General features: G+C 50.6%; 18 protein-coding genes. 15 read left to right on the plus strand and 3 right to left on the minus strand.

Translation table 11 applies throughout. The annotated features are described in order from the left end of the window. Position 1 precedes the first annotated feature (1 nt). The 3 genes from EOE67_RS14800 to EOE67_RS14810 all read left to right on the plus strand — a co-directional run bounded on the left by EOE67_RS14800 (position 2) and on the right by EOE67_RS14810 (position 4,571). Positions 2-787, plus strand: coding sequence for a gluconate 2-dehydrogenase subunit 3 family protein (locus EOE67_RS14800; RefSeq protein ID WP_127700112.1), 786 nt, complete (start codon positions 2-4; stop codon positions 785-787). A gap of 131 nt (positions 788-918) precedes the next feature. Beyond that, the gene (locus EOE67_RS14805) at positions 919-2,613 is read left to right on the plus strand and encodes a M28 family metallopeptidase (RefSeq protein ID WP_127700113.1); all 1,695 of its coding nucleotides are present in this window, start codon (positions 919-921) and stop codon (positions 2,611-2,613) included. A 77-nt stretch (positions 2,614-2,690) separates the two neighbouring features. Continuing rightward, positions 2,691-4,571, plus strand: coding sequence for a putative bifunctional diguanylate cyclase/phosphodiesterase (locus EOE67_RS14810; protein ID WP_127700114.1), 1,881 nt, complete (start codon positions 2,691-2,693; stop codon positions 4,569-4,571). Here the strand turns inward: EOE67_RS14810 and EOE67_RS14815 are convergent. Together EOE67_RS14815 and EOE67_RS14820 are read right to left on the minus strand one after the other, a co-directional pair. After that, positions 4,511-5,254 (minus strand): hypothetical protein, encoded by a 744-nt coding sequence (locus EOE67_RS14815; RefSeq protein WP_127700115.1) that lies wholly within the window; start codon positions 5,252-5,254, stop codon positions 4,511-4,513. The two genes, EOE67_RS14810 and EOE67_RS14815, sit on opposite strands and share 61 nt — an antisense overlap. A gap of 93 nt (positions 5,255-5,347) precedes the next feature. After that, on the minus strand, positions 5,348-8,203 hold the full coding sequence (locus EOE67_RS14820; RefSeq protein ID WP_127700116.1) for a M16 family metallopeptidase: 2,856 nt from the start codon (positions 8,201-8,203) through the stop codon (positions 5,348-5,350). 303 nt (positions 8,204-8,506) lie between these two features. Between EOE67_RS14820 and EOE67_RS14825 the strand changes: the two genes are divergently transcribed. The 3 genes from EOE67_RS14825 to EOE67_RS14835 are packed head-to-tail and all read left to right on the plus strand — an operon-like array spanning position 8,507 to position 11,202. Next, a complete protein-coding gene (locus EOE67_RS14825; protein ID WP_127700117.1) occupies positions 8,507-10,648 on the plus strand; it encodes an intermembrane phospholipid transport protein YdbH family protein in 2,142 nt (713 codons plus the stop codon). Between the two features lie 11 nt (positions 10,649-10,659). Next, positions 10,660-10,851 carry a YnbE family lipoprotein gene (locus tag EOE67_RS14830; protein ID WP_068064010.1) on the plus strand — a complete coding sequence of 64 codons (192 nt, stop codon included), beginning with the start codon at positions 10,660-10,662 and terminating at the stop codon, positions 10,849-10,851. A gap of 12 nt (positions 10,852-10,863) precedes the next feature. After that, on the plus strand, positions 10,864-11,202 hold the full coding sequence (locus tag EOE67_RS14835; protein ID WP_127700118.1) for a YdbL family probable chaperone protein: 339 nt from the start codon (positions 10,864-10,866) through the stop codon (positions 11,200-11,202). Between the two features lie 145 nt (positions 11,203-11,347). Here EOE67_RS14835 and EOE67_RS14840 read toward each other — a convergent pair whose 3' ends face one another. Beyond that, on the minus strand, positions 11,348-12,958 hold the full coding sequence (locus EOE67_RS14840) for a S8 family serine peptidase (protein WP_240652830.1): 1,611 nt from the start codon (positions 12,956-12,958) through the stop codon (positions 11,348-11,350). 331 nt (positions 12,959-13,289) lie between these two features. On the opposite strand from EOE67_RS14840, the gene EOE67_RS14845 reads away from it, so the two are divergent. The 9 genes from EOE67_RS14845 to paeA all read left to right on the plus strand — a co-directional run bounded on the left by EOE67_RS14845 (position 13,290) and on the right by paeA (position 25,157). Beyond that, positions 13,290-14,558 carry an efflux RND transporter periplasmic adaptor subunit gene (locus EOE67_RS14845; protein WP_127700119.1) on the plus strand — a complete coding sequence of 423 codons (1,269 nt, stop codon included), beginning with the start codon at positions 13,290-13,292 and terminating at the stop codon, positions 14,556-14,558. 53 nt (positions 14,559-14,611) lie between these two features. Beyond that, positions 14,612-15,310, plus strand: a complete 699-nt coding sequence (locus tag EOE67_RS14850) for an ABC transporter ATP-binding protein (RefSeq protein WP_127700120.1) — start codon at positions 14,612-14,614, stop codon at positions 15,308-15,310. 10 nt (positions 15,311-15,320) lie between these two features. Then, positions 15,321-16,619, plus strand: coding sequence for an ABC transporter permease (locus EOE67_RS14855; protein WP_127700121.1), 1,299 nt, complete (start codon positions 15,321-15,323; stop codon positions 16,617-16,619). A 4-nt stretch (positions 16,620-16,623) separates the two neighbouring features. Next, positions 16,624-17,817 (plus strand): FtsX-like permease family protein, encoded by a 1,194-nt coding sequence (locus EOE67_RS14860; RefSeq protein WP_127700122.1) that lies wholly within the window; start codon positions 16,624-16,626, stop codon positions 17,815-17,817. A 56-nt stretch (positions 17,818-17,873) separates the two neighbouring features. After that, on the plus strand, positions 17,874-19,208 hold the full coding sequence (locus EOE67_RS14865; RefSeq protein ID WP_127700123.1) for a sigma-54-dependent transcriptional regulator: 1,335 nt from the start codon (positions 17,874-17,876) through the stop codon (positions 19,206-19,208). After that, complete coding sequence (locus EOE67_RS14870; RefSeq protein ID WP_240652831.1) at positions 19,189-20,691, plus strand: sensor histidine kinase; 1,503 nt, start codon at positions 19,189-19,191, stop codon at positions 20,689-20,691. The genes EOE67_RS14865 and EOE67_RS14870 overlap by 20 nt, the downstream gene beginning before the upstream one ends. Positions 20,692-20,760: 69 nt before the next feature. Continuing rightward, positions 20,761-21,516 carry a dienelactone hydrolase family protein gene (locus tag EOE67_RS14875; protein WP_127700124.1) on the plus strand — a complete coding sequence of 252 codons (756 nt, stop codon included), beginning with the start codon at positions 20,761-20,763 and terminating at the stop codon, positions 21,514-21,516. 172 nt (positions 21,517-21,688) lie between these two features. Then, a complete protein-coding gene (locus EOE67_RS14880; protein ID WP_127700125.1) occupies positions 21,689-23,668 on the plus strand; it encodes an alpha/beta hydrolase family protein in 1,980 nt (659 codons plus the stop codon). A 196-nt stretch (positions 23,669-23,864) separates the two neighbouring features. Continuing rightward, positions 23,865-25,157, plus strand: coding sequence for a polyamine export protein PaeA (gene paeA / locus EOE67_RS14885; protein WP_127700126.1), 1,293 nt, complete (start codon positions 23,865-23,867; stop codon positions 25,155-25,157). Positions 25,158-25,165: the final 8 nt, after the last annotated feature.

A 25,165-nucleotide genomic window follows, 5' to 3' on the forward strand; every position in this document is an offset into this window, starting at 1 on the left:
GATGACGAAAAATACCAAGCTGAATTCAGCAGACCCAGGCTATCAGTATCAGTCGGGCATGACCCGGCGTGATTCGTTAAAGCTATTGGCGGCGCTGGCCGCAAGTACCATGCTGCCGCTGTTGGCCGGTTGTGAAAAGCCGGCTGGCAATGCGGCACCCGCAGTTCCTGCCACAGCCGCCAAAACCGGCGAACACTGGCCGGATTTAAAGTTAACGCCGGTCGGAAACAAAGGTTACGGCAAAGATCCAAACTTAATTATGCCGCCCAAATCGCCTTGGCCGCTGACGATGACTGCCGCCCAGCTGACGCTGTTGGCGATTGTCGCCGACATTCTGATCCCACGCGATGGCCAGGTGCCCGCAGCGTCCGAAGTCAATGTGCCAGCGGTGGTGGACGAATGGATCAGCGCGCCTTATGAGCGGCAGCAGCAAGACCGCCCGGTCATTTTGGCGGCACTGACCTGGCTGGACGACGAAGCAACGATGCGCTATCAGGCGATTTTTGCCAAACTGACGCCAGCACAGCGGCTGACGATCATTGACGATATCGCTTATAACAATGAGCAAACACCGCAGCAGTTTAAGCGTATTGCCAATGCTTTCAGTCACCTGCGTGGCTTAGTGGTGGCAGCGTTTTTCGCCACGCCAGAAGGCACCAAAGATATTGGTTATGTTGGTAATGTGCCGATAGCCGGCGATTATCCGGGGCCAACACCAGAGGCTTATGCGCACCTTGATAAAGTGTTGGCAGAGCTTGGGCTTTCGGCGTTTGCGTATAAAGCGTAAATGACGCTAACGGCGGACTTGCCTTCGGCCGAGTCCACCCTACTATTTGAATATAAACCATTTTCGGAAATTACAACGGTAGGGCGTACTCACCCGCAGGGTAGTACGCCAACCCAACCACGGATCCCAGCATGAAAAAACCATTGTTTCCGCGCAACTGGCAGTTACTGATGACAGCTTTAGCGCTGTCGCCATGTATTCAGGCTGCCAATGCTCTACCAGAACAACCGCAACTACAACAAACCGAATTCAGCAGCAACTTCGGTAAATATTTCAAAGAAGTCGCTTCCGACGAGCTACAAGGCCGGGCACCGGCGACCGTCGGCGAAGAGCGCACTGTCGCTTATATCGAGCAGAATTTTAAACGGTTGGGGCTAACGCCTTTTGCCAACAACAGTTATCGCCAGGCGGTGCCGGTGGTGCAGATTGATCCGGTGGCGGTGTCGGCTTTGACATTCAGTGGCGACAAACTGCCAACAAGCCTGGCTTATAAAACGCAAATGATGGCGTGGTCGACGCGGATGTTGCCGCAAATTGAAGTCAAAGACAGCGAACTGGTGTTTGTCGGTTACGGCATCGTCGCGCCGGAATATGGCTGGAATGACTATAAAAATATCGACGTCAAAGGCAAAACCGTGGTGATGTTTGTCAACGATCCGGGTTTTGCTACCGGCGATCCCAAGCTCTTTACCGGCAAAGCCATGACTTATTACGGTCGCTGGACTTACAAGTTTGAAGAAGCGGCACGCCAGGGCGCGGCGATGGCGCTGATCGTTCATGAGACTGACGCTGCAGCTTATGGCTGGAATGTGGTGGCGGGCACCAGTCCGATCCGCTTTGAGCTGGCTGATCCGAATAAAAACCAACACAAAGCCGCAGTAGAAGGTTGGGTCACCACTGAGTCTGCGACGCAGATTTTTGCCGCCTCCAATCAAACTATTGATTCGATGCGTAAAAAAGCGCTGGACAAAAACTTCCAGCCCTTTGTTTTAGGCGGCAAAGCCAATATCAGTATCAAAAACCAGATCCGCGAAATCGATTCCAGTAACGTGATTGGTTATATCAAAGGCAGCAAACAGCCGGATGAGCTGGTGCTTTATATGGCGCACTGGGATCATTTTGGCCTCGATTTCAGCCGTAAAGACGACAAAATTTTTAATGGCGCGCAGGATAATGCCGGTGGTATCGCTGGTTTATTGGCGCTGGCCGAGAAGTTTCAACAAGGCGAAAAACCCGAGCGCTCGGTGGCCTTTATTGCAGTGACCGCTGAAGAGCGTGGCATGCTCGGTTCACGCTGGTACGCTGCCAACCCGTTGTTACCGCTAAATAAAACCGTTGCCGGGATTAACATGGATGTGATGAATGTCTATGGTCCGATGCGCGATGTGCAGGTCTTCGGTTATGGCGCTTCTGAATTGGAGCCGATGCTGCATAAATACGCCAAGGCGCAAGGCCGCTATATCGGGCCTGAGCCAACGCCGGAAGATGGTTTTTATTATCGCTCAGACCATTTTCAGTTAGCCCGTTACGGCGTACCGATGTTGTATGCGCGCGGCGGCGTCGATAGTTTTGCTCATGGCAAAGATTGGGGCCTGGCGCAGCGGCGTGATTACACCAGTAACTACTATCACAAAGTGAATGATGAATTTAGCCCTGCTTGGGACTTACGTGGTTCACAGCAGGATTTGTGGTTGTATTATCAGGTGGGGCAGGAGTTGGCCAATTCCACGCTCTGGCCAAACTGGTATGCCGGCAAAGAGTTTAAAGCAGCGCGCGATGCGTCACGGGCCCTGTTACCGGATCCATCACCGGACAGCGAAAAATGATGGAAAAATCCGCCATCACCCCGCAATCGACTATCTTTATCAAATCGCCGAAAATCTGTAGTTGGTTGTTATAGGTTATGCTGGAAAAACTATCGTCATTATCGGGATCGTCACAGGCGCTGCAGCAATTGCAGGACCTGCGTACCCGCCGCTTATTACAAATTATTGCCATCTCATTGTTAGGACTGCTGATCGCGCTGCTGCTGGTAAACGGCGCGACCAAACTGTTGTTGCTCACTGGTTCACTGGCGCTCTGCTGCGCCGCTGCTGCAGCCTTTTATCAACGGTCGTTGCTGGCGGCCTACTTATTGTTGTGGTCGATGGTATTGATGTTGTCGGGGCTGGCCTGGGTAGCCGGTGGGCTGCGCGACATTGCGGTATTGGGTTATCCCGGCGTATTAATTTATGCCGCGCTTTTTGGCAGCAGTATGCTTTTTGTGTCATTGCTGCTGTTTATTATCGCATTTTGCGCGCTGATGGCCTGGGCCACCATGCAGGGGTTGCTGATCCCGCATATCCCGGTGATCAGCTGGAACACGGTGGTGTTTATTGGGGTGATTTTACTGATCACCGGTTTTAGTGTGTACCTGATGACCAAAGATTTACGCCAGTTGATGGACTCGTTACAACGGGAAAACGAGCGGGTGCGCAACAGCCAGGCGGAAATTGAACGCTTGGCGCATCACGACCGCTTAACCGGTTTGCCAAACCGGATCCTGGCGGAAATTATTTATCAGCAGCTGTTACAACACTGTCGCAGCAACGATTTACGGCTGGCGGTGTTGTTTTTGGATCTGGATAATTTTAAGCCGGTGAACGATTCGTTAGGCCATTCGGCCGGTGATTTGGTGTTGCAGCAGTTGGCAACCCGGTTGCTGTCGCAAATGCCGGAAGGGGCGATGTTATGCCGTTTTGGCGGTGACGAATTTCTGGCGTTGGTGCCCACGGACGCCGATGACGGTAAATTGTCGTTACTGGCCAAAGCGATGATCAATCAAACCTGCAGCCCGTTTTTAGTGATGCAAACCCATATCGAAATTTCCGGATCTGTAGGTATCGCCGTGGTGCCGCGCGATGGCGTGGAATTTAACGTGTTGTCGAAAAAAGCTGACATGGCGATGTACAAAGCCAAAAGTGACGGCCGCAATACCTGGCGCTTTTACGATGAAGAAATTGATAAAGCCAATATCGATAAATTTAACCTGTTGCAGCAAATCCGGCTGGCGCTCAAAGAGCAACAGTTTCAGCTGTATTATCAACCCAAAGTCAATTTAACCACCGGTGCTATCACCGGAGCTGAAGCGCTGGTGCGTTGGCCACAGTTGGATGGCTCGGTGATCAGTCCGCTGGAATTTATTCCGCTGTGTGAAGAATCAGGACTGATTGTTGAACTGGGCCATTGGGTGTTGCAGGAAGCCTGCCGCGCTTGCCAGCGTTGGCAGCAGCTAGGCTACGGCGGCATTACCGTGGCAGTGAATTTGTCCTCGGTGCAATTTCGTGATGGCGCGTTGGAGCAGTCCGTGCAACAAGCGCTCAAAGATGCGGGGTTACCGGCGGCGGCGCTGGAGCTGGAACTGACCGAATCGTTGTTGATTGGCGAAGCGCTGAATATTCAGCAGCAACTGGATCAGCTCAGCAGTCTTGGACTGACCTTCGCCATTGATGATTTTGGCACCGGTTATTCCAACTTAGGTTATTTGCGGCGCTTTAATGCCACCACGTTGAAAATTGATAAGTCTTTTATCAGCTCGTTATGTATGTCAAAAAGGGACGAACCGCTGGTGCAAGCCATAGTGCAGCTGGCAAAAAGTCTTGGCTTAAACACTGTGGCCGAAGGGGTGGAAGACGCCCAAACCTTACAAAAACTGCAGCAAATGGGTTGTGATGAAGCGCAGGGTTATTTCTGGTCGCCGCCCTTGCCGGAAGCTGATTTTCTTCGCTTTTTGCCCTCTGTTTGACGTTGTAGTTGCTCGCTTAATGCCGGGATTAAGTGCTGATGCCGCTGATGGACAAAATGGAATAATTGCTCCGTTGCCAGTACCTCAGGCAGTCTGACTAAGTTTGCCGCTTGTTCGTCGCCCGCCGTTGCTTCGTGTAGCGACTGCAAATCTTCCATGAGCAGATCAATTTTGTTCTGTTGCAACATTTGCACGGCCTGACCCGGCGTGTTCACCATCGTTTTGTGGCCTGCGACATCGTATAGCTCAGCCATTTTAAAACCCCGCACAAAGCCGATCCTTAAAGTTGCATCTTGCTGCCATAGGCCAAATTCATGTTCCCTTCCGGCATGCACAAAGGCATAGAGTTGAACCTGAGCCAGTGGCACCGGCACTTGCAACAGCTGTGGGTAGTGCTGGCCAACAGCGGCGATGCGGAATAATTCACCGTCAAATTTGCCCTGACTACTCATTTTTAACGAGCGTTCGGCGGGCAGATATTGAATATTGAGTTGATAGCCAATAGCACGATAGGCTTGGGTTAATTGTTGTTCAATCTGGATAGTGAGCGCCGTGCGGTTCAGACTGGCGGTTACAGAAAAAGGTGGCAGCTGCTGCGCATCGGCAACCTGTAGCGAAGTGCTCACCCATAACCAAGATAGCAGCGCGGCGCTGCCCCAGTTGATTCGATATTGTCGACGCAAAATACCTCCGGATCCGGCTTTGTTTTCCTAAAGTTAGCACAAGAAATAATTGAGGACAGCCGAAGCTGCCCTCAATTTTAAAACCGCAGAGAATTAAAGTTGGTAATCTTCAACCGCAAAGCCAAGAGCCTGCAGCTCAGGACGCAGCTTTTTCGCATCCCCAACCACTACAATCGACATGTCTTTGCTGTTCAGATGCTTTTTCGCCAGCGCATTAATTTCCTCTTTGCTGATACTGGCCACAATCTGATTACGTTCTTTCACAAAATCCGGTGACAGCTTGTGTTCCAGGATTTGCGCCATAAAACCAAGTTTGGCATTGGGTGTTTCATACTCCAGTGCATCAGCCTGATTGATGGCCTGACGCATAAAGTTCAGCTCGTCATCGGTGATGCCTTGTTGCTGATAACGGTCGATTTCTTTTAAGAACTCTTGCAGCGAAGCGGCGGTTGCATCAGCACGAACTGCTGCCTGTGCGGTATAAACACCGGCAACTTTATCGGCCCCAAAACCAGAAAACGCGCCGTAGGTATAGCCTTTTTCTTCGCGTAAGTTCAGGTTAATGCGGCTATTGAAGTTACCTCCCAGCACGAAATTCATCAGGCCAGCGCGATAAAACTCACCGGTAATATCTTCGGTGATGCTGCGTTTGCCAATGCGGATTTCAGACTGAGGTGCATCTGGTTTGTCGACCAGATAAATAGTACCGGCTTTGGCCACGGCGGTTGGCGTGGCAACTTTCAGTGCTGGCGCCTGACCTTGCCATTGTTGCAGGGTTTTACTTAATAAAGGTTGTACTGCAGCCTGGGTAATATCTGAGACCACAATCAGTTGGCTACCGGCCGGTTTAAAGTTCTGTTGATAATAAGCTTGCAGATCGGCAGCCGTCAGTTTGCTGACCGTTGCCAGTGTGCCCTGACCGTTGTAACCCATAATATGGTTACCGTACATCAGTTTGCGATAGGCTTGTTGCGCCAGGAAACCGGCGTTTTTCTCCGAGTTTTGCAGACCTTGCAACGTCTGTTGTTGTACCCGGTTGAAATCCTGAGCATTAAACGCCGGATTCAGTAATTTTTCTTCCAGCAACGCCAGTGTTGCCGGCAGGTTTTTGGTCAAACTGGACACAAACACTGTCAGATATTCGGCTTCAGCGCCGAAGCTAATGCTGCTGCCTAATTTTTCCAGCGCCAGACTCATTTGCTCGGTACTGTAGTTTTTGGTGCTTTCGTTCATCAGGCTGGCCACCATCGACGAAATACCTACTTTATCCGGTGTTTCGTAATACTGACCACTTGGAATTTTCAGCAGTAACGAGGTGGTTGGGGTTTCCGTTGTTTGCGCACCCAAAATGGCAATGCCATTGCTTAAGTCGGTGCGCCAGGTTGCCGGTAACTCCACCGCCGGGTTTACGCTGGCTTTAGGCTGAACGTTGCGATCAAAGTTATCCACGGCACGACGGGCCTGTAAGTCTTCAGCCTTGGTGGTGGACGGGCCGCCAAAATCATGGGCAACCGGTTTAAAGTTATCAGCGCGGGCAATCATCGCTGTTTGGCCTTTAGGTACCACGCTCATCAGCACCGCATGTTTGCCTTTAATATACTGATTATAAACACGTAACACGTCGGCTTTGGTCACCGCGTTATAGCGGGCAATATCATCGGCGACCTGATCTGGCTGGCCGAAGAAGGTTTCGCTGTAAGCCAGCTGACTGACTTTGCCCTGTACACTTTGCAGACCAAAAATGTTGGCCGCTTCCATTTTCGCTTTGACTTTGTTCAGGTCGTCATCGGTCACGCCACGTTGTTCAAATTCCAGCAAACTGTCGCGGATCACTTTTTCGATGTCAGCCAGATTTTTGCCTGAAGCCGGGTGTGGCAATGCCAACAGCGTGAAACTACAGGACAGTTCCATACAACGGTGGCTTACTTGCGCCTGCACCGCCGTCTGGTTTTTTACCAGGTTTTTGTACAGCAGCGAGTTGTTACCACCGCCTAAGATTTCCGACAGGATATCCAGCGCCGCTTCGTCCTGATGCCAGGCGTAAACTGTTGGGTAAGTCACATAAAGCAACGGTAAATGGACGTTATCTTCCATAGAAATGTAACGATCTTCGCTTAACATCAGTAATTCTTTGGGAGCAGGTGTGACTTCAGGGCCAACCGGAATAGAGCCAAAGTATTGTTGCACCAGCGGCAGCACATCGTCTGCTTTCACGGCACCACCGATGGTCAATGTGGCATTGTTCGGACCATACCAGCGCAGGAAAAAGGCTTTTACATCGTTGACGTTGGCGCGGTTTAAATCATCCATCCAGCCGATCACCGGCCAGGAATACGGATGTAAATCCGGATACAAAGCCTGGGAAACGCGCTCATATAACCTGCCATAAGGTTGGTTGTCGACGCGCTGGCCCCGTTCGTTTTTGACGGTTTCACGTTGCACTTCGAATTTTTTCTCGGTCACAGCGTCCAGCAGAAAACCCATCCGATCGGATTCCAGCCACAGTACTTTTTCCAGCTGGTTTACCGGGACTGTCTGGAAATAGTTAGTGCGGTCGGAATTGGTGGTGCCGTTCATGTTGCCACCTGCTTCGGTGATGATTTTAAAATGCTCTTCATCGTCGACGTTTTCTGAACCCTGGAACATCATATGTTCAAAGAAGTGGGCAAAACCAGATTTACCAGCTTCTTCCCGTGCTGAACCTACATGGTAAGTCACATCAACATGCACCAGCGGATCTGAGCTGTCTTCATGCACAATCACCGTTAAGCCATTGGCTAACTTGTATTTTTTATGCGGAATAGCCAGACCGGTTGTTTGGCTTTGGTCGGCAACTAAGCTGATCCCGGCTGGCAGCGCGGCGGCGTTTGGCGTGGATTGTGGGCTATTGCATGCTGCAAGACTGGTTGCAAGCGCCACTGCGATGGCAATTTTATGTAATTTACGCATGAGGGTTCTCTGGTAATAATTATTTAACAATCGAGTGACCATTTAACCATGTCCTGATGTTATCGTGCCAATACAATATGTAACAAATTGCAACACAGATCGCGTATCCGTTCAGGCATCAGGCGTGCAGCGATACCGGACAGATTTTAACCGGATTTATTGCAAATTCAGTCAGATGCGCCTAGCGTCTGTATACTCCGATAGGTTTTTTCTGGCAAGGTAATAGCGTTGGTTACGTCAAAACGTATTGGCATTCAATGGCTTAAAATACTTCGGCGCACTTTTGCTGTTTTGCTGCTACTAATGATCGTGCTGGTTTTGCTGCTGTTGCTGGGTTATCAGTTATTGCCGGTCCGGCAATTACAAGTATCGGGTGTTGCTGTGGGTTGGCAGCAGATCCGGCTGGCAGAATTGTCGTTGCAGGCAGGACAAGGCGAACAATGGTGGGATGTGCAAGTGCGCGGGCTCGAAATTGGCTGGCGTGGCTGGCCCTGGCCTTCTGTTCGCGCACAGCAGCTGCAACTGGCGCCGGTGCTGAATGTCGTCGATGCAAATGCCGGAATAGCGGCGACCGAGGCTGTCCCGACCGAGGCCATTGCCGCAGCAGCTGTCCCAAATATCAGCACTAACACCAACACTGAATTCCAGATCCCGCAGTTTCCCGAAATAGCTATTCCGACGTGGGTACCTGAACGTATCGACCTACCGCACTTGATATTGCAATGGCCTTGTCAGGATCGTCAGCAAGGGTGTCAGTTACAGGGGGCGTTGCAGGCGTTCCGTGAGGGCAGCAAACAGGTGATTGATTTACAACTACAAGGGGATGGCCAGCAAGTTCAGCTGCAGTTGAATTTACGCACGCAGGAGCAACGACTGGTGCAACTCAATATCAGCCAGCTTGCGGTGCAGTTGGATATGAAGGCGCTGGCCGCTGCCGGCTGGATCCAGGGATTACCCGTCGGGTTAGTGCCGGAAAATATTCAGCTGCAGCTGTCCGGATATTGGCAGGCGGATGAATTGCAGCTGACCTTATTGCAACCGCTGCGGGTCGCATTCAGCTATCAGGATCCGCTTAACGATGGTGTCAGACTGAAACTCGCATCGGCGGCTTTGCAACTGCTAAGCGGCCAGTTGCAATGCCTTGAACCGCGCTGGCGGCAATGTCAGTTGCAACTGGATGCCACAGCTGAAGTGCGGCAGTTAACGCATCCGCTGCTAAAAACAATGAATTGGCAGTGGCAAGGGCAGGCGCAGGGGCAATTAGCCGCACTGAAATTAAGCGGTTCAGTCCAAAACACGCAGGCGTTAAAAGTGACTTATCAGGCAACGTTGTCACCGGCGGCCCTCTCGATGCAGTGGCAATTGGCCGATGTATTTTTTCTGGCCGGAAATCCATTGCAACTGACCCGATTATGGCCAGAGTTGCTGGAGTTACAACGTGGAAAAGTTTCCGCCGAAGGTGACTTGCAATTGCAGTTACCGGGCGGGCAGCTGAAACAGTTGCGGGCGAATGTACAGCTGAACGAACTGGCTGGTATTTATGATCGCACCGCATTTGCTGGTTTAACTGTACAGCTGTTGCTCGAAGCTGATCTGCGATCTTTTACCCTGCAACTGCCTGAGCTGGTGCTGCGGCAACTGAATCATGGTTTTGAAGCCGGGCCTGCGCGAGTCGCCGCGCAGTATCGGGCGGACTGGTCAGCACCTGTCAGCGGTGACGTCAGGCTAGCTCAGGCACAAATTGCTATATTTGGCGGTCAGCTCGCCCTTGCTGAAACGCAGTTTAATCTACAACAACCAACCATCGAATTCCGGTTGTTGGTGCAACAAATGCAGCTGGCGGCACTGTTAAAACAACACCCGTCCGGGCAGTTGTTGGGCGAAGGCGTGTTTAGTGGCACTATTCCGCTACGTTATCAGCGTACACCTGGGCTCGCGTCGACAGCAACACCGTTGACAAAAGCGCTGCCGACAACAAAAAAAACGCCGACAACAAAAGCACCGCTAGCTCAGTGGCAAGTGCTAGGCGGCAGTTTGCAGGCAGAAGCACCAGGCGGACGCTTGCAATATCAATATCAGCCAGTGCCGGGGAAAAAAGCATCGGGGATGGATTTAGCCTTTGAAGCACTCAGTGATTTTCGCTATCAGACATTGGCAAGTACGGTGGAATTACAGCCGGACGGTAAGGTGTTACTGCAGGTGAAGCTGCACGGTTTTAATCCAAAATTGCAACAAGGCCGACCGGTGCATTTTAATATCAATGTCGAAGAGGATTTACCGGCTTTGCTCACCAGTTTGCAGCTGAGTGGGCAAATTAGTGACAAGGTGCGGCAGCGCATTCAACAAAAAATTCAGCAGCAGAGCAAGCAACAGACTACGCAACAGCAGAAGCAACCTATGCAGCAAAAACCTGCCGTGAAACCGGCAGCAGAAAAATCGCAGTGACAGGAGGAATTATGCAATCAACCAGCAGCATTGCCATTGTTTTCGGGCTTTGTACACTCATCGCCTGCACACCAACAGTGCAGGTCGCGATGCCTAGTGAACCGATTAATATCAATTTAAATGTGAAAATTCAGCACGAAATTCTGATTAAAGTGGATAAACAACTCGACCATTTGCTGGATGAATCCAGCGGTTTATTTTAAGGAGCGCGCAGCATGAGAAAACTAATCGGTTTAACTGCAATGTTGCTGTTGTTGAGTCAGCCGCTGCAGGCGATGGATTTACAACAAGCAATGACGGCGTTACCCACAGCTAAAGCTCAGGGCCTGGTTGGCGAACAACCGGATGGTTATTTGGGCGTGGTCAAAGCCAGTACCGACACCGCTTCCGTGGTGCAATTGATCAATAACGCCAGGCGCGCCGAGTACCAAAAGCTGGCCACAGCCAATGGCCTGCAGCTGGCCGATGTCGAAGTGATGGCAGGGCAGAAGGCGTTGGAAAAAACCCAAAGCGGGCACTTTATTTTGCGGGATGGTCAGTGGGTAAAGAAATAATCACTTCATAACAGCAGCATAACAGCAGCAGAGCGCGCAAAAATCTGTTCGTTTTTCAAACGGTGTCATGTTCTTGGAATGATGACAAAAAAACAGCGACTGTGCAGGCAGTCGCTGTTGTATCAAAGTGCTAACACATAATCTGTTAGTACTGGTAGCTGAAGGTCAAACCACTAAAGGCAGTGTAACCACGGATCCCTACATGCCAGTTGCCTGCTTGTGGATTATTGATGGTACAGACTTCATTGTTGCCGTTCAGATAAGGCCGGCAGTTATAGGTGCTGGTGGTCGGTGCTGCACCAAACCGGACATACAAGTCAGCATCACCGGTACCGCCGGTAATCGTAAAGGTCACTTTGGTGACCCCAGCCGGAATCGCGTAAGAGCTTTGTAACCATTGGCCTGCGCTGCCCGATAGATTCGGGAAGGTTGCGCCACCACCTGGAGGGGTAGTACCGCCACCGCCGCTACAGCCGTTGTTGGTGATATCGTCGACTGCCGCTTTCGCCTGCACAATACCAAAACCAAACGAAGTGTCGCGACCGGCAGTACCGCGGTCCTGCGCAGTGCGGTTTAAGGCGCTACGAATTTGCGGCGCGGTACATTGCGGGTGATTACTCCACACCAGCGCCGCGACAGCAGCGACGTGTGGCGATGCCATCGAGGTACCGCTGATGCTGTTGTAGCCACCGTTGTTCCAGGTTGAGTTGACTGCGACCCCAGGGCCAGCCAGTTCAACCTGAGCGTTACGCTGTGAGAAACTGGCGAGGTTACGGCTCGAATCGACCGCGGCAACGGAAACCACCGCATCATAAGACGCCGGGTAAGACAGGCTAGTATTGCCGGCGTTACCGGCAGCGGCGACTAATAACATGCCACCATTGTAGAAGTTGGTCATGGCGGTTTGTTCGGTGGTGCTGGAACTGCCGCCCCCCAGACTCATATTCACCACTTTGGCGCCGGCATCTTTACAGGATTGAATCGCCTGGATCAGATTGGACGCTGTGGTCCAGTTGCCTGAGTTATTGAAAATTTTCACGATATGCACACCGGCTTTGGCTGAAGGCAGCACGCCAATCACGCCGTCGGCATTGTTCAGTGCCACCATAGTACCGGCGACGTGGGTACCATGGCCGTTACCATCGCTGTTCCAGGTGCCGTGTCCGGAAAAGGCATAACCAGTAACACCGCTATTTGGCAGATCTGCGTGACTTGCATGGTAACCAGTATCGATCACGCAGACTTTGGTGTTGGTGGCATTAATGTCACTGACCAGATTGGCCTGAACCATGGTAATACCGTACGGCGTGGTTTGGGCTTTGATGGAAGGCACATCCAGAATGTAGCGTTTTGGATCCACTTCTACATATTGGACGGAAGGATCATTTTTGAACTGCGCCAGTTGCGATGGTGTCAGTTCCACGACACTCGCGTTCACCTGTTGCAGATGCATCAGCGCATCTACATTGTATTTACGGAGCAAGCGGTTGGCTTTTTGGGATGAAAATGCCACGTTATCTGCGACACCGGCTTCGATAGTAGATGAGTTCGCATCCAGCTCTGCCATCGCAGTGTCATTTTTGTACTTCACGATATAGCGGGTCTTGGTGTCGTCACTCAGATCAATTGGCGTCACTTGATCGAAGTCCTGACTAGTAATTGCCTGGGCAACGGCCATTGAAGCGGTAGATAAAGTAAAGATTGCGGTAATGCCAAGCATGGCAAGTTTGGTCGGGTTTTTCATGGTATTTTTCATTATAGCTACCTTGGATTTTTATAATTACCTTGGATTATTGAAGTAGTCCCTGCTGGTTTTTGTGCATCCTGCGGCGCCAAACTTAGTCTTTGGAATGTCAAAAACTTCATATTTTTGTGATAAAGACTTTATAAATTTCTTTATTAGTAAATTCTGCTTTAAAAGCCACGGCAGACTGTCCGCTCGGTAGCTGCGGACAGTCTGGCTGTCCGCGGACAGTTTTCAACTGCACTCATTTCTTCTAAAACCCTTATAAAACAAAGGTATAAATATTTATTCCGGCTGGCACGGCCTGTGCAGTAACAGGCTATCAAGTCAGAAGGAACAGCAGATGATCCAAGGTACCGAACAACAAGATATCGCCGTCAAGGGCAGCACCAGGCCAAAGCCGGTCAAGAAAATATTGATGGCTGGCGTCGTCGGCGGGTTGCTGTGGCTCAGTTGGCAGTGGCTGTTTGCCGGTGGTGCGCAGGCGTCACTGGTGATCCCACGCCAGCAAGTGCAGATTGGCACTGTTAGTCGTGGCGATTTTGTCCGTGATTTAGCGGTGCAGGGCAAAGTGGTTGCGGCCAATGCGCCAACTTTATTTAGCCAACAAGCCGGTCAAATTCGCTTATTAAAGCAACCGGGTGAGCCGGTAACTTTAGGCGATTTGCTAGCGGTGATTGATAGCCCGACGCTCGAAAACGAAGTCAAACAACAACAAGCTTTACTCGCCAGTATGACGTCCGAGATTGAACGCGCGACCTTGCAAGCGCGCGAACAACAGCTGGACATGGAGCAGGTGCAAAACACCGCCCAAATTAATCGACAGGCAGCAAAACGGGAACTTGCCCGCGCCAAACAATCGCTGCAACTGGGCGTATTACGCCAACTCGATCTGGACATCGCCAACGACAAAATGACCCAGTCCGAATTGGAATTTGCCCATGCCAAACGCAAAGTGCAGTTGGCCTTGGATAAACTGGCGTTTGAGCAAAAATCCGGGCAACAGGCGTTAGAACGCCAGCAACTGGTCGTGGCGGAACTCAACCGCAAACTGGCGGCGTTGCAAATTAAAGCGCCGGTCACCGGCCAGGTCGGGAACTGGTTGGTGGAGCAGCAAAATCATGTGCTGGAAGGCCAGGGCTTGCTAACGGTGATTGACTTAAGTCAGTACGAAGCTGAGCTCAGCGTGCCGGAAAACTATGCCGCTGAGCTGGCGGCCGGTTTGGCGGTGGAAGTCAGTCTGAATGGTCAGATGCTGCAAGGTGCGCTTAGTCATGTGGCGCCGGAGGTGAAAGAAGGGCAGGTCAGCGCCCGTGTGCGTTTTCAAAGTCAGGATGCGGCAAGTTTACGCCAGAACCAACGGTTGTCCGGCCGGATTATTTTCGAACAAAAAACCAATGTGCTCAAAGTCGCGCGTGGCGATTTTATCAGCTCAGGTGGTGGTCGTCAGGCGTACCGGTTGATTGACAACATTGCGACCAAAACACCGGTTGAATTAGGTGCGGTGTCAGTGCAATGGGTCGAAGTGCTGGCTGGCCTGAGTGAAGGCGACCAACTGGTGATTTCAAATCTCAGCGAATTTAAAGATCAGCCGCAAGTGCGGTTGAATTAACTCTGTTTTGTAGTGTGCTGATGCACCTGCGACCATCAACAAGGACAAACCCGATGATCCAATTAAAGAATTTAAGCAAAATTTTCAGAACCGAACTGATTGAAACCCATGCCCTGCGCAGTATCGAGTTACAGGTGAAGGAAGGTGAATTTGTTGCCTTAACCGGGCCTTCTGGCTCGGGCAAATCCACTTTGTTAAATGTGCTGGGCACGCTGGAACATTTTGATGAAGGCGATTATTTGCTGGATGGTCAGTCAGTGAAAGGACTCTCAGATAGCGCTTTATCAAAATTACGCAACGAAAAAATTGGCTTTATTTTTCAGGGCTTTAACCTGATTAAAGATTACAGCCTGCAAGACAACATCGAATTGCCGCTGCGTTATCGTGGCATTGCCGCCAGTGAGCGTAAACGTCGTGCTGAACAAGCTTTGGAGTTGGTGGGGTTAGCGGCGCGCCGTGATTATCACCCATCGCAGCTCTCCGGTGGTCAGCAGCAACGGGTGGCGATTGCCCGCGCTATTGCCGGACAACCACGGATTTTGCTGGCGGATGAACCGACCGGTAACCTCGATTCGTTGATGGCGCGTCAGGTGATGGAGCTGTTAGAAAAAATCAATCAGGACGGTTGTACCATTTTGATGGTGACGCACGATCCGGATCAGGCACGTCGCGCTGGCCGCCAGGTGCAGATTGTCGATGGGCAGCTCAGTGACGCGGCGATGTATGACCCGCTGGCCGTGAAACGGGCTTAAGGGGAAACACATGGAACAATTTCTGTATTACCTGAAAGTCAGTTGGATCAGCATCAAACGTGCGCCTTTGCCGTATGCGCTGACCATTTTTATCTTAAGTCTGGGGCTTGGGGTATTTTTCGCCAATGCTACTTTTTACTATCAGCTCAATTCAGACCCACTGCCGCATAAAAGCGATAAATTGTTTTTTCCAATGACGTTGATGGTGCCTTATGAGTGCGCAGACTGCCCGCCACCCCGGGTGTTGAGTTATGCCAACGTGCAAAAGCTGAGTCAGAGCGATATTCCGACGGCTAAAGTCGGCATGTACAGCGCTGACGGTTATTTGCGGCTCGATACCAAACAAGCTCCAACCCCGGTCAGTATCCGGATGACCCAACCGGATTTTTTCCGGATGTTTGAAGTGCCGTTGTTGCACGGTAGTATCTGGGCCGATGATAAAGCCCGTCTCGAGCTGATCTTAGCTAAACAAACCGCCGAAAAAATGTTTGGTCACAGTGACGTTGTCGGTGAAAAAATTCTGCTGGATGACCGCCATTTTACTGTGGTGGCGGTGCTGGACGACTGGCAAATGTTACCACGGCTGTATGACGCCAATAACCGCGCCCATTTGTCGGAAGCGGATCAGGTGTATATGCCGCTGGAGACCGGTTACGATTTTAATTACATGTCCAATCGCCAATCGCAAACTTTTGACGATACCGACTATCGTCAGTTGGCCACCCAAGGCCGGACCGGCGCATTAAACCAACTGCAATTTTGGGTGCAGCTGGATACCGAAGCGCAACAACAGGCCTATCGCCAGTTTATGAGCAACTTAGTGGCCGATGAACAGAAAGCCGGTCGTCACCCAAGTGCTCCGAACAATCAATTGGTGCCGATGCGCAATATCGTCAGCTACTTCGGTGGTGAATCAGCAGATATCAAAGCTTTTGCTTTAGTGACGTTATTGTTTTTAGGCGTTTGTTTGTTCAATGCCAGTCATTTATCACTCAACCGCTATATCAGTAACCAATATGAATTCAGCCTGCGCCGCGCGCTTGGTGCCAGTCGTGGTCAATTGCAGCAACAAATGCTGGCCGATGTGTTGTTAATGGCAACCTTTTGTTGTGCTGGTGGTTTGCTGATCGCCTGGGGCGGCGTGAGCTTACTGAATTTCCTGTGGCCAGCCAACAGCCTGTTTGGCCGCTGGGACCTGACGTTATTACTGCTGTTATTAGTTCTCACATTCACGATGAGTTATCTGGTGACTTTGTATCCTTCGCTGCGTGCATCATTTGGCGGCTTAAATCAGCAATTAAAGGAATAACTCTATGTCATTGCATTTATTAATAAAATCTTTGCTGCGTCGGAAAGTGGTCACAGTGTTGTTATTGGTACAGCTGGCGATGACGCTGGCACTGTTGGTGAATAGTTTATTGCTGGCGATGCAAACGCGCGACAAGCTGAACGAACCGACCGGGCTGAATTTACCGCAGACGCTGCAGGTACAGTTAAAACCAACCACACCGGATTTACGGGCTTATCCGTTATTGGGTGATTTGCTGGAACGGCAAATGGCTGCTGTACGGGCATTGCCCGGCGTGCAGGCAGTGGCTTATGCCAATCAGGGCCCGGTGCGTCAGGGCGGCAATAACGGCAATTTGTATGACGCAGATGATGAGGAACGTACTAATATTCCGACCATTCCGCAGTATATGGTGTCGCCAGACTTTTTTGCTGCGCTTGGGGTATCAGTGGTGGACGGGCAATTGCCAGTCACGCCTATTGCCGTGGACATCGATACGCCATCGCCGCTGGTGTTGACCCGCAGTCTGGCCGAAAAATTGTTTCCAGGACGTTCGGCGATCGGTTTGAAGACCAATCGGGCGCCAGTGGCTGCCGTTGTCGAAGATTTTTTCGGTCAGAGCTCCGCGACAAATCCGGTTTATAACAGTATTCAAGTATCACCATTGCTTGGAGTGGACTGGGGTTATGCATTATTAATCAACACCAGCGAAGGTAGTACTGAGCAAATACGCCAACAATTACCCGAAGTGCTGCGCCAAGTGGATGCCAACATTGAAGTTTTTTATGTCCGCACTCTGGAAGAGCAACATCAGCAGTTGTACCGCAACGAGTTTGGCCTCGCGACCTTACTCGGCATCTTAAGCGGCCTGATGTTGTTAGTGGCGATGGTTTCCAGCTACAGTAATGCGCATTTCCATGCTTTAAAACAGCAGCAGGAAATTGGCATTAAACGCGCACTTGGGGCCAGCAAACAGCTGATTTTATTAGAGCTCCTCAGTGAAAACTGGCTGACCACCGCCGTTGGTGCTTCGCTTGGAGTGCTCTGTGCGCTGGCGCTGAACAAGGTGTTGGCCAGTGTGATTAGCCTCGAAGCGCTGAATTGGTGGTTGCCGTTATTATGCAGTGCGGTGTTGCTGGTTTGTGTCACCGTTGCCACATGGTATCCTGCCAGAATAGCAACAAAGGTGTCGCCAGCGACAGCCACTAAGACGCTGTAATGATTGCATTAAAATGGTTCTGAGATCAGCGTCAACATAGGAAGATCCGATAAGCCATGGCCACTGTTTTAGTCATTGATGACAACGAGGCGGTTTGTACCGCCTTACTCACGCTGTTTCATTTGCAAGGTTACCGGGTCTGGACTGCCACCGATCCGGCGACCGCCTTGGCCTTATTGGCGCAGCAGCCGATTGATGTGGTGCTGCAGGATATGAATTTTGCCAAAGGTGAAATGCAAGGGCTCGCCGGCAAATCGTTGTTTTATCAGTTGCGCCAGCAATATCCGCAGATCCCGGTGATCTTAATGACCGCCTGGACCCAGCTCGATATGGTGGTGGAATTGGTGAAAGCCGGTGCCAGCGACTATATCGCCAAGCCCTGGGACGATGCGCGGCTGCTGCTGACAGTGCAAAATGTATTAAAAATCAAAAATTTGCAGGACAAACAACACCAAGCCGAGCGCAAGCAACAAGAACGGCTGGCACAATTTGTTGGCAAAGACTTGTGTGGTTTGGTGTTCGCTAGCACCACTATGGAGCAATTGCTGCAAATGGCGTTGCAACTGGCGCCGTCCAATGCGGCGGTGCTGATCACCGGCGAAAACGGTACTGGTAAAGAAGGCATCGCCCAGGTGCTGCATGCCAATTCTACCCGCGCGAAAAAGCCGCTGATTAAAGTCAATATGGGCGCTTTGCCCACCGATTTGATGGAAGCTGAACTCTTTGGTGCCGACGCTGGCGCCTACAGTGGTTTGGGGAAAACTCGCATCGGCCGGTTTGAAGCGGCTGATGGCGGCACTATTTTCCTTGATGAGATTGGCAATTTGTCGTTATCCGGTCAGATGAAATTGCTGCGGGTGCTGCAAACCGGTGAGTTTGAGCGGTTGGGCTCCAGCCAAACCCGCAAAGTCGATGTGCGCGTGTTAAGCGCCACCAATGCTGATTTAACCAAAGCCATCGCCACAGGGCAGTTCCGGCAGGATTTGTATTACCGGCTGAATGTGGTGCAACTGCATTTACCTGAGCTTAAACAACGACCTGACGATATTCTGCCATTGGCCCGGTTGTTTCTAGCCGCAGAAAAAACGCTGTCTGCAGCGGCGGAGCAAGCGTTGTTGCAACACCAGTGGCCAGGCAATGTGCGGGAATTGCAGAATATCTGTCAGCGCGCTTTGTTACTGGCGAGCGGTAGCGTGATTGAAGCCAACGATTTGGGTTTGCAGCTCGAAGAACCAGCAGCAAAACGAGTGCTCGACGATATCGACCGGCTGCAGATTGAACAGGCGCTGGCGCAACAAGGTGGCATTATTGCCCGCGCGGCGAAACAACTTGGCATCAGCCGGCAGGCGTTGTACCGGCGCATGGAGTTTTATGGCATTGCCACGCCTTAGTTTTTTGATGAGACGAGCGAGCGGGCAGCTCATCGGACAGTCTATCGGGCAGCGCTTCAGCCTGCTGCGGTTGTTTAGTTTCAGCGGCCAACTCGCTTTGGTGCAACTATTGGTACTAACGCCGTTACTGGCGCTGGCTTTGTTGTTGCCTTGGCTGCTGAGTGAACCACAGCAAACCACCACTTTATATCTGTTATGGGCCATGTTGTTGCTGCTGGCGGTGTTGCTGCATTTATTGCTACAGCGGGTGAACAACGGCTTGCAGCAGGAAATCGCTGCACTGAATTTGCATGCCGATAATCTGCAGGATCAGGCGTTTAATAGTCGGGCCAACCGGCAACAGATCCGGATGCTGACGCCGTTGGCTGATGCTTTGGATACGATGTCGGCTGAACTGAGCCGCCAGCGTGCGACTTTGTATCAACGTGAATTGCTGCTGGATACCGTGTTGCAATCAAGCCCCAGTGCTTTAGTGCTGACCGATGACCATAACCGGGTATTGCTGACGAACCCTGCGGCGCGACAGTTGTTTTTGCACGGCCAGAAGTTTGATGGTCGTGTGCTGGATGACGTGCTGGCACAGTGGCCGGAGTTGCAATTGGCGTTTAGCGGTTATCTGCAACAACCGCAACAAGGCTTATTGCATCTGGAGACGCGCGATGTGGCCTTTAACGGTAACCAAAGCCAAGGCCAGGGCGCCGCTATCTGGCACCTGTCGTCCAGCCAATTTATGCTCAATCAACGCCAGCATTTTTTGTATCTACTAAAACCTATGACCGCAGAAATTCAGCGCGAAGAACTCAATGCCTGGAAAAAACTGCTACGGGTGATTGGTCATGAGCTGAATAACAGTCTGGCACCGCTGTCGTCGCTGGCGTATTCCGGGCAACAATTATTAGAAAAACAAGTGCTGGAAACTCAATCGCCGGAAAAACAGGCTGCGGACTTAGCAACATTGCAGCCGCTGCGCCAAATACTCGCAACCATCAGCGAACGCAGCCAGCATCTGAATCAGTTTTTGCAGGCCTATATTCAGTTTGCCAAGTTACCACCGCCCAAACGCGACACCGTCAATTGGCCGCGACTGATTAATCAATTACACGATCATTTTGAATTTGAACTGGATGGTGAATTGCCAAAACTGGCTTGGCAGCTGGACCAGTCGCAGCTGATGCAATTGCTGCTGAATGTGCTGAAAAACGCCCATGAATCGGGTTCGGATCCAGCGCAGATCCGGCTGTTTATTCAAGAGACGCCACAGCTGTTAATCATTGAATTGCAAGATGCGGGTGGTGGCTTGTCGGCCGAAGTGCTGGAGCATGCGTTATTGCCGTTTTACACCACCAAAACCCAAGGCTCGGGTATTGGCTTGACCTTATGCCGTGATGTGGCCGAAGCGCATGGCGGCGGGTTTTGTCTGCGCAATCAGCCGCCAGGGTTGTTGGTCCAGGTCAGTTTGCCCTGGTTGGCAAATACGGTATGATGTTTTCATATTTTAGCCGTTTAGCCATCTGCTTATGGTAAGCAGCATGGCCTTGCAGGAAAACCGACTATGCAAATTCAAACCACGACCATCACCTTAACCACTGCTACCGGCCCGATGCGCTGTTTGCAAATCATGCCGCTGGCTTCCGGCAATGCGCTTGGCAAAAAACCAACTAAAACCTTCGGCGCGGTATTGTTTTATTCTGAAATTTTCCAAATTACCGCCCCTATTGCCCGAGCAGCCGCCATATTAGCGGGGCAGGGTTTTATCGTATTGGTGCCGGAAGTGTTTCATGAATTAAATCCGGCCGGTACTGTGCTGGGTTATGACGATACTGGCAAAGATAAAGGCAATCAGGATAAATGGACTAAACCATTAACCAGCCATGACAGCGATACCTTGGCGATGCTTGCTTATTTACAGACGTTAGCCGAATTTAGCGGCAAAACCAGCAGTTATGGTGTCTGTATCGGCGGCCATCTGGCGTTTCGGGCGGCGTTAAACCCTGCCATTAGTGCCGCTTGTTGTTTATATGCCACCGATTTACACAGCGATACCTTACCGGCCGCGCCTGGCGATCAAACGCTCGAGCGCGCGGGCGACATCCAAGGCGAGTTGATGCTGATCTGGGGAAAACAAGATCCGCATATTCCGGCTGAAGGCCGGTTGAAAATTTATCAGCAGCTGAGCAAGTCCGGTTGCAACTTTAGCTGGCATGAACTGAACGCCCAGCATGCTTTTATGCGCGACGAAGGCGAACGCTACGACCCGGCGCTGGCGCTGTGGGTGTACCAGCAGGCCCGGCTATTGTTTTGTGCTTAGGTCCAAGATGTGCTAAAAAAGGTAAAAATGCATTATTTGTCATTCATTGGAATATTATTTGTGAATTGATGCGGCTGTATGCTATGGTCTGACGGATTTTTAAAAGCTCCGGGTTTTGGAGCTGTCACCACAGTTGGTGTGTGATTCTCAGACCGCATCAAGGAAATGCCGCATGCAATCAATGGTTTCTAAACTGGCTTTGGCCACAGTCCTGTCTACTTCTTTTGTCCTGTTTACCCCAACGTCTTTTGCCAACAGTCAGACCGATGCCACGCTGGTCGAATTATTAGCAAAACATCCGGCTATATCCAATATTAAAATCGCACCCGATGGCCGCCACCTCGCCATTCAGGTATTTGTTGAAGGTCGTCAAGCTCTGGCATTTTATGGCGCAGCTTCGATGAAAATGGTCGGCTCTTTTCGGATGCAGTACCCAATGCAGATTGGAGAGTTTCAATGGGTAAACAACGAGCGGGTGGTGTTTAAGCTCACTGAAACGTTGGCGTGGCAACGTCAGCCTGTGTATTACGGCGAGCTGTACGGCGTGAATTATGACGGTAGTAAAGGCGAGCTGTTATTTGGTTTTCGTGCTGGTAAAAAACAAACCGGTACCCGTTTAAAGCAGCGCGAAGGGAAAAGCGCTTGGGCTGAATTTGTGTTTAATCAGGCCGATGAGCGAAATCAGATCCTGCTTAAATCGACGCCGACCAGCGAAGGTGGCGATCGACAGCCAGAGCTGGTGGCTATGGATGTGTACAATGGCGAATTAAAATCTAAAGGTCGCGCGCCCATCGCCTATGCAGATGTAGTTGCGGATCAGCAAGGTGAACCCCGTATTGCCTCCGGTATCGATAACAAATACCACCGTCAGGTATATTTAAAAGACATAAAAACAGATAAATGGCAGCAACTGCCGAAACGCAATTATGGCCGCTATTTTACGCCCATAGCAGTGACTGCTGATAATCAGGGATTACATGTCCTTGATAATTTCCAGCAAGATATCAGTGGGATCTTTGAGTATCGTTTTGCCGACGGCAGCTACAAGCCAATATTTACAGACAATACCGTCAGCATCACCCAGACACTGGTCACTGCTGACACTCAAAGTGTTTATGCGGCGCGGCTTGATGATGGTAAGCCGTCTTATGTTTTTTTATCTGACCAAACACAAGAAGCAACGGTGTTCAGTAATTTACTGGAAACTTTTCCGGGTGATGACGTCACTATTACCAGTAAAAGTAAAGACGGTAAAAAGTGGGTGGTGCAAGTGAGCTCTGACAAAGCTGCCGCGACTTTTTATTTGTACGATCATGAGAAAGTAACTTTAACCAAGATTGCTGACAGCAGGCCTGAGCTAAAAGGCGTAAAGTTTGCGGCTACAGAGCCGGTGAAATTCAAATCCTTTGATGGGTTGGACATTCATGGTTACTGGACGCAAAGCCCGGTTCAATCTGAACATAAACCGACCATAGTGCTGGTGCATGGTGGCCCGCATGGTGTTCGAGACTATTGGGGTTTTGATACTGAACTACAATTTTTAGCCTTGTCCGGCTATAACGTGTTGCAGGTAAATTTCCGGGGTTCCGGCGGCTATGGTTACAAGTTTCAGCAGAAGGGACATCGGCAGTGGGGCGATGCGATTCAACGGGATATTATTGCAGGGACTGAATGGGCGATAGCGCAAGGAAAAGCAAAAGCGGGTAACCTGTGCATTATGGGCGGTTCCTTTGGTGCATATTCGACAGTTCAGTCGGCAACGCTGGCACCGGATCTGTTTAAATGTGGCGTCGCAGTGGCGGGTGTTTACGACTTATCACTACTGGCGGGCAAAGGTGATATTCAGTATTTGTCCTATGGTAAAGCGTATTTAGACGAAGCGGTAGGGACAGACGAAGCGCAGTTGCAGCAATATTCGCCGGTTCATCATGTGAGTAAGCTCAAAACACACCTGCTGATAGCTCATGGCAAAAAAGACGAACGGGCGCCTTATATCCATGCCGAAAAGTTACAACAAGCCTTGGATAAAGCGGGTAAACCTTACCAATGGTTGGAGTTTAACGACGAGACCCATGGCTTTTATGATCCGGTAAACCGCACTAAATATTTTAACGAGTTGAAGGTTTATTTTTCAAAACATCTGGTGATGTGAAGTAACCTGAAGTCATCACTCAGCTGAAATCAGTTGTAGTGAATTGCGGAATCATTTGTGCTAAGCAGCTGAAATAAAACGCCCGACAGCCTATACTGTCGGGCGTTGTCATAAAAGTTTCAGTAATCCACGGCACCATACGCAGCTGATACGCAGCTATATGTAACTCGGGTGCCCATGCCTGGTGAGTGATCCAATGTCTTTGTTTGAACATGTCCTTATTATTGTGTTGCTGATTAGTGTCAGTGCTTTTTTTTCGATGTCAGAAATCGCGCTGGCCGCTTCGCGTAAACAGCGCTTACGTCAGTTGCTGAGCGATGGCGAGCTACGCGCCAAACAAGTGCTGGCGCTGCAGGAACATCCTGGTAGTTTTTTTACCATTATTCAGATTGGCCTCAATGCCGTTGCTATTTTGGGCGGTATTTTGGGTGAAGCTGCTTTTACGCCGACCTTTGTTGAATTATTGAAGTTCGTTTACGATGGCCCGGCGCTGCAGTCATTAGGCTTTGGTTTATCTGTGTTTTTTGTCACTGCCTTGTTTATTCTGTTCGCCGATCTGATGCCAAAACGACTGGCGATGCTGGCGCCGGAGCAAGTGGCTGTCGCGGTGGTGCGGCCCATTTTATTGTTGTTAATTGTGCTGAAACCCTTGGTCTGGTTGTTTAATAGCATTGCCAATCTGGTGTTTAAAATCTTTAATGTGCCTATTCAGCGTAAAGATCAGATCACGCCGGAAGACATTATTTCGATGATGGACGAAGGCGCTGAAGCCGGCGTGCTGCAGCAACAAGAACATAAACTGCTGGAAAATGTGTTTGATATGGACCAGCGCACCGTGACGTCGGCGATGACGCCACGCGAAAGTCTGATTTATTTTGTCCTCAAAGAAACGCCGGAAAGCATTAAAGCGAAAATCGCCGAACATCCACATGCCAAATTTATTGTCTGTGATCAGGCGCTGGACCGGGTCGTGGGATATGTCGATACCCGCGATATTCTGATGCAGGTGCTGCACGAACAATCGATATCGCTCAGTAAAGAAGGCATTTTACGCACCCCGTTAATTATTCCGGACACCTTGTCGTTGTATGAAGCGCTGGCGCAATTTAAAGCCAGTGGTGTGGATTTTGCGGTGATCCTGAATGAATACGCTTTGGTGGTTGGCATGATCACGCTCAAAGATGTGATGAGCATCGTGATGGGCGAACTGGTGAATTCTGAGGAAGAGCAAATCGTCAAACGCGATGACGATTCCTGGTTAGTCGAAGGCTTGACACCGCTCGATGACGTGATGCGGGTGCTGTCGATTGATCAATTTCCCGATCAGGAAAACTACGAAACCATTGCCGGTTTTATGATGTATATGCTCAGAAAAATCCCGAAACGGACCGACTTCGTCCTGCATCAAGGCTACAAATTTGAAGTCGTCGACATCGACAACTACAAAATTGACCAGTTGCTGGTGACCAAAGTGAAGCAAGAGATTTAATAAAAAAG

It is taken from the genome of Rheinheimera riviphila (genome assembly GCF_004005945.1).
Classification (GTDB): domain Bacteria; phylum Pseudomonadota; class Gammaproteobacteria; order Enterobacterales; family Alteromonadaceae; genus Pararheinheimera; species Pararheinheimera riviphila.

Coding starts and splice junctions, on each gene's coding strand:
- EOE67_RS14800 (WP_127700112.1), top strand. CDS start 2: ATGACGAAAAATACCAAGCTGAATTCAGCAGACCCAGGCTATCAGTAT.
- EOE67_RS14805 (WP_127700113.1), top strand. CDS start 919: ATGAAAAAACCATTGTTTCCGCGCAACTGGCAGTTACTGATGACAGCT.
- EOE67_RS14810 (WP_127700114.1), top strand. CDS start 2,691: ATGCTGGAAAAACTATCGTCATTATCGGGATCGTCACAGGCGCTGCAG.
- EOE67_RS14820 (WP_127700116.1), bottom strand. CDS start 8,203: ATGCGTAAATTACATAAAATTGCCATCGCAGTGGCGCTTGCAACCAGT.
- EOE67_RS14825 (WP_127700117.1), top strand. CDS start 8,507: ATGATCGTGCTGGTTTTGCTGCTGTTGCTGGGTTATCAGTTATTGCCG.
- EOE67_RS14830 (WP_068064010.1), top strand. CDS start 10,660: ATGCAATCAACCAGCAGCATTGCCATTGTTTTCGGGCTTTGTACACTC.
- EOE67_RS14835 (WP_127700118.1), top strand. CDS start 10,864: ATGAGAAAACTAATCGGTTTAACTGCAATGTTGCTGTTGTTGAGTCAG.
- EOE67_RS14840 (WP_240652830.1), bottom strand. CDS start 12,958: ATGAAAAATACCATGAAAAACCCGACCAAACTTGCCATGCTTGGCATT.
- EOE67_RS14845 (WP_127700119.1), top strand. CDS start 13,290: ATGATCCAAGGTACCGAACAACAAGATATCGCCGTCAAGGGCAGCACC.
- EOE67_RS14850 (WP_127700120.1), top strand. CDS start 14,612: ATGATCCAATTAAAGAATTTAAGCAAAATTTTCAGAACCGAACTGATT.
- EOE67_RS14855 (WP_127700121.1), top strand. CDS start 15,321: ATGGAACAATTTCTGTATTACCTGAAAGTCAGTTGGATCAGCATCAAA.
- EOE67_RS14860 (WP_127700122.1), top strand. CDS start 16,624: ATGTCATTGCATTTATTAATAAAATCTTTGCTGCGTCGGAAAGTGGTC.
- EOE67_RS14865 (WP_127700123.1), top strand. CDS start 17,874: ATGGCCACTGTTTTAGTCATTGATGACAACGAGGCGGTTTGTACCGCC.
- EOE67_RS14870 (WP_240652831.1), top strand. CDS start 19,189: ATGGCATTGCCACGCCTTAGTTTTTTGATGAGACGAGCGAGCGGGCAG.
- EOE67_RS14875 (WP_127700124.1), top strand. CDS start 20,761: ATGCAAATTCAAACCACGACCATCACCTTAACCACTGCTACCGGCCCG.
- EOE67_RS14880 (WP_127700125.1), top strand. CDS start 21,689: ATGCAATCAATGGTTTCTAAACTGGCTTTGGCCACAGTCCTGTCTACT.
- paeA (WP_127700126.1), top strand. CDS start 23,865: ATGTCTTTGTTTGAACATGTCCTTATTATTGTGTTGCTGATTAGTGTC.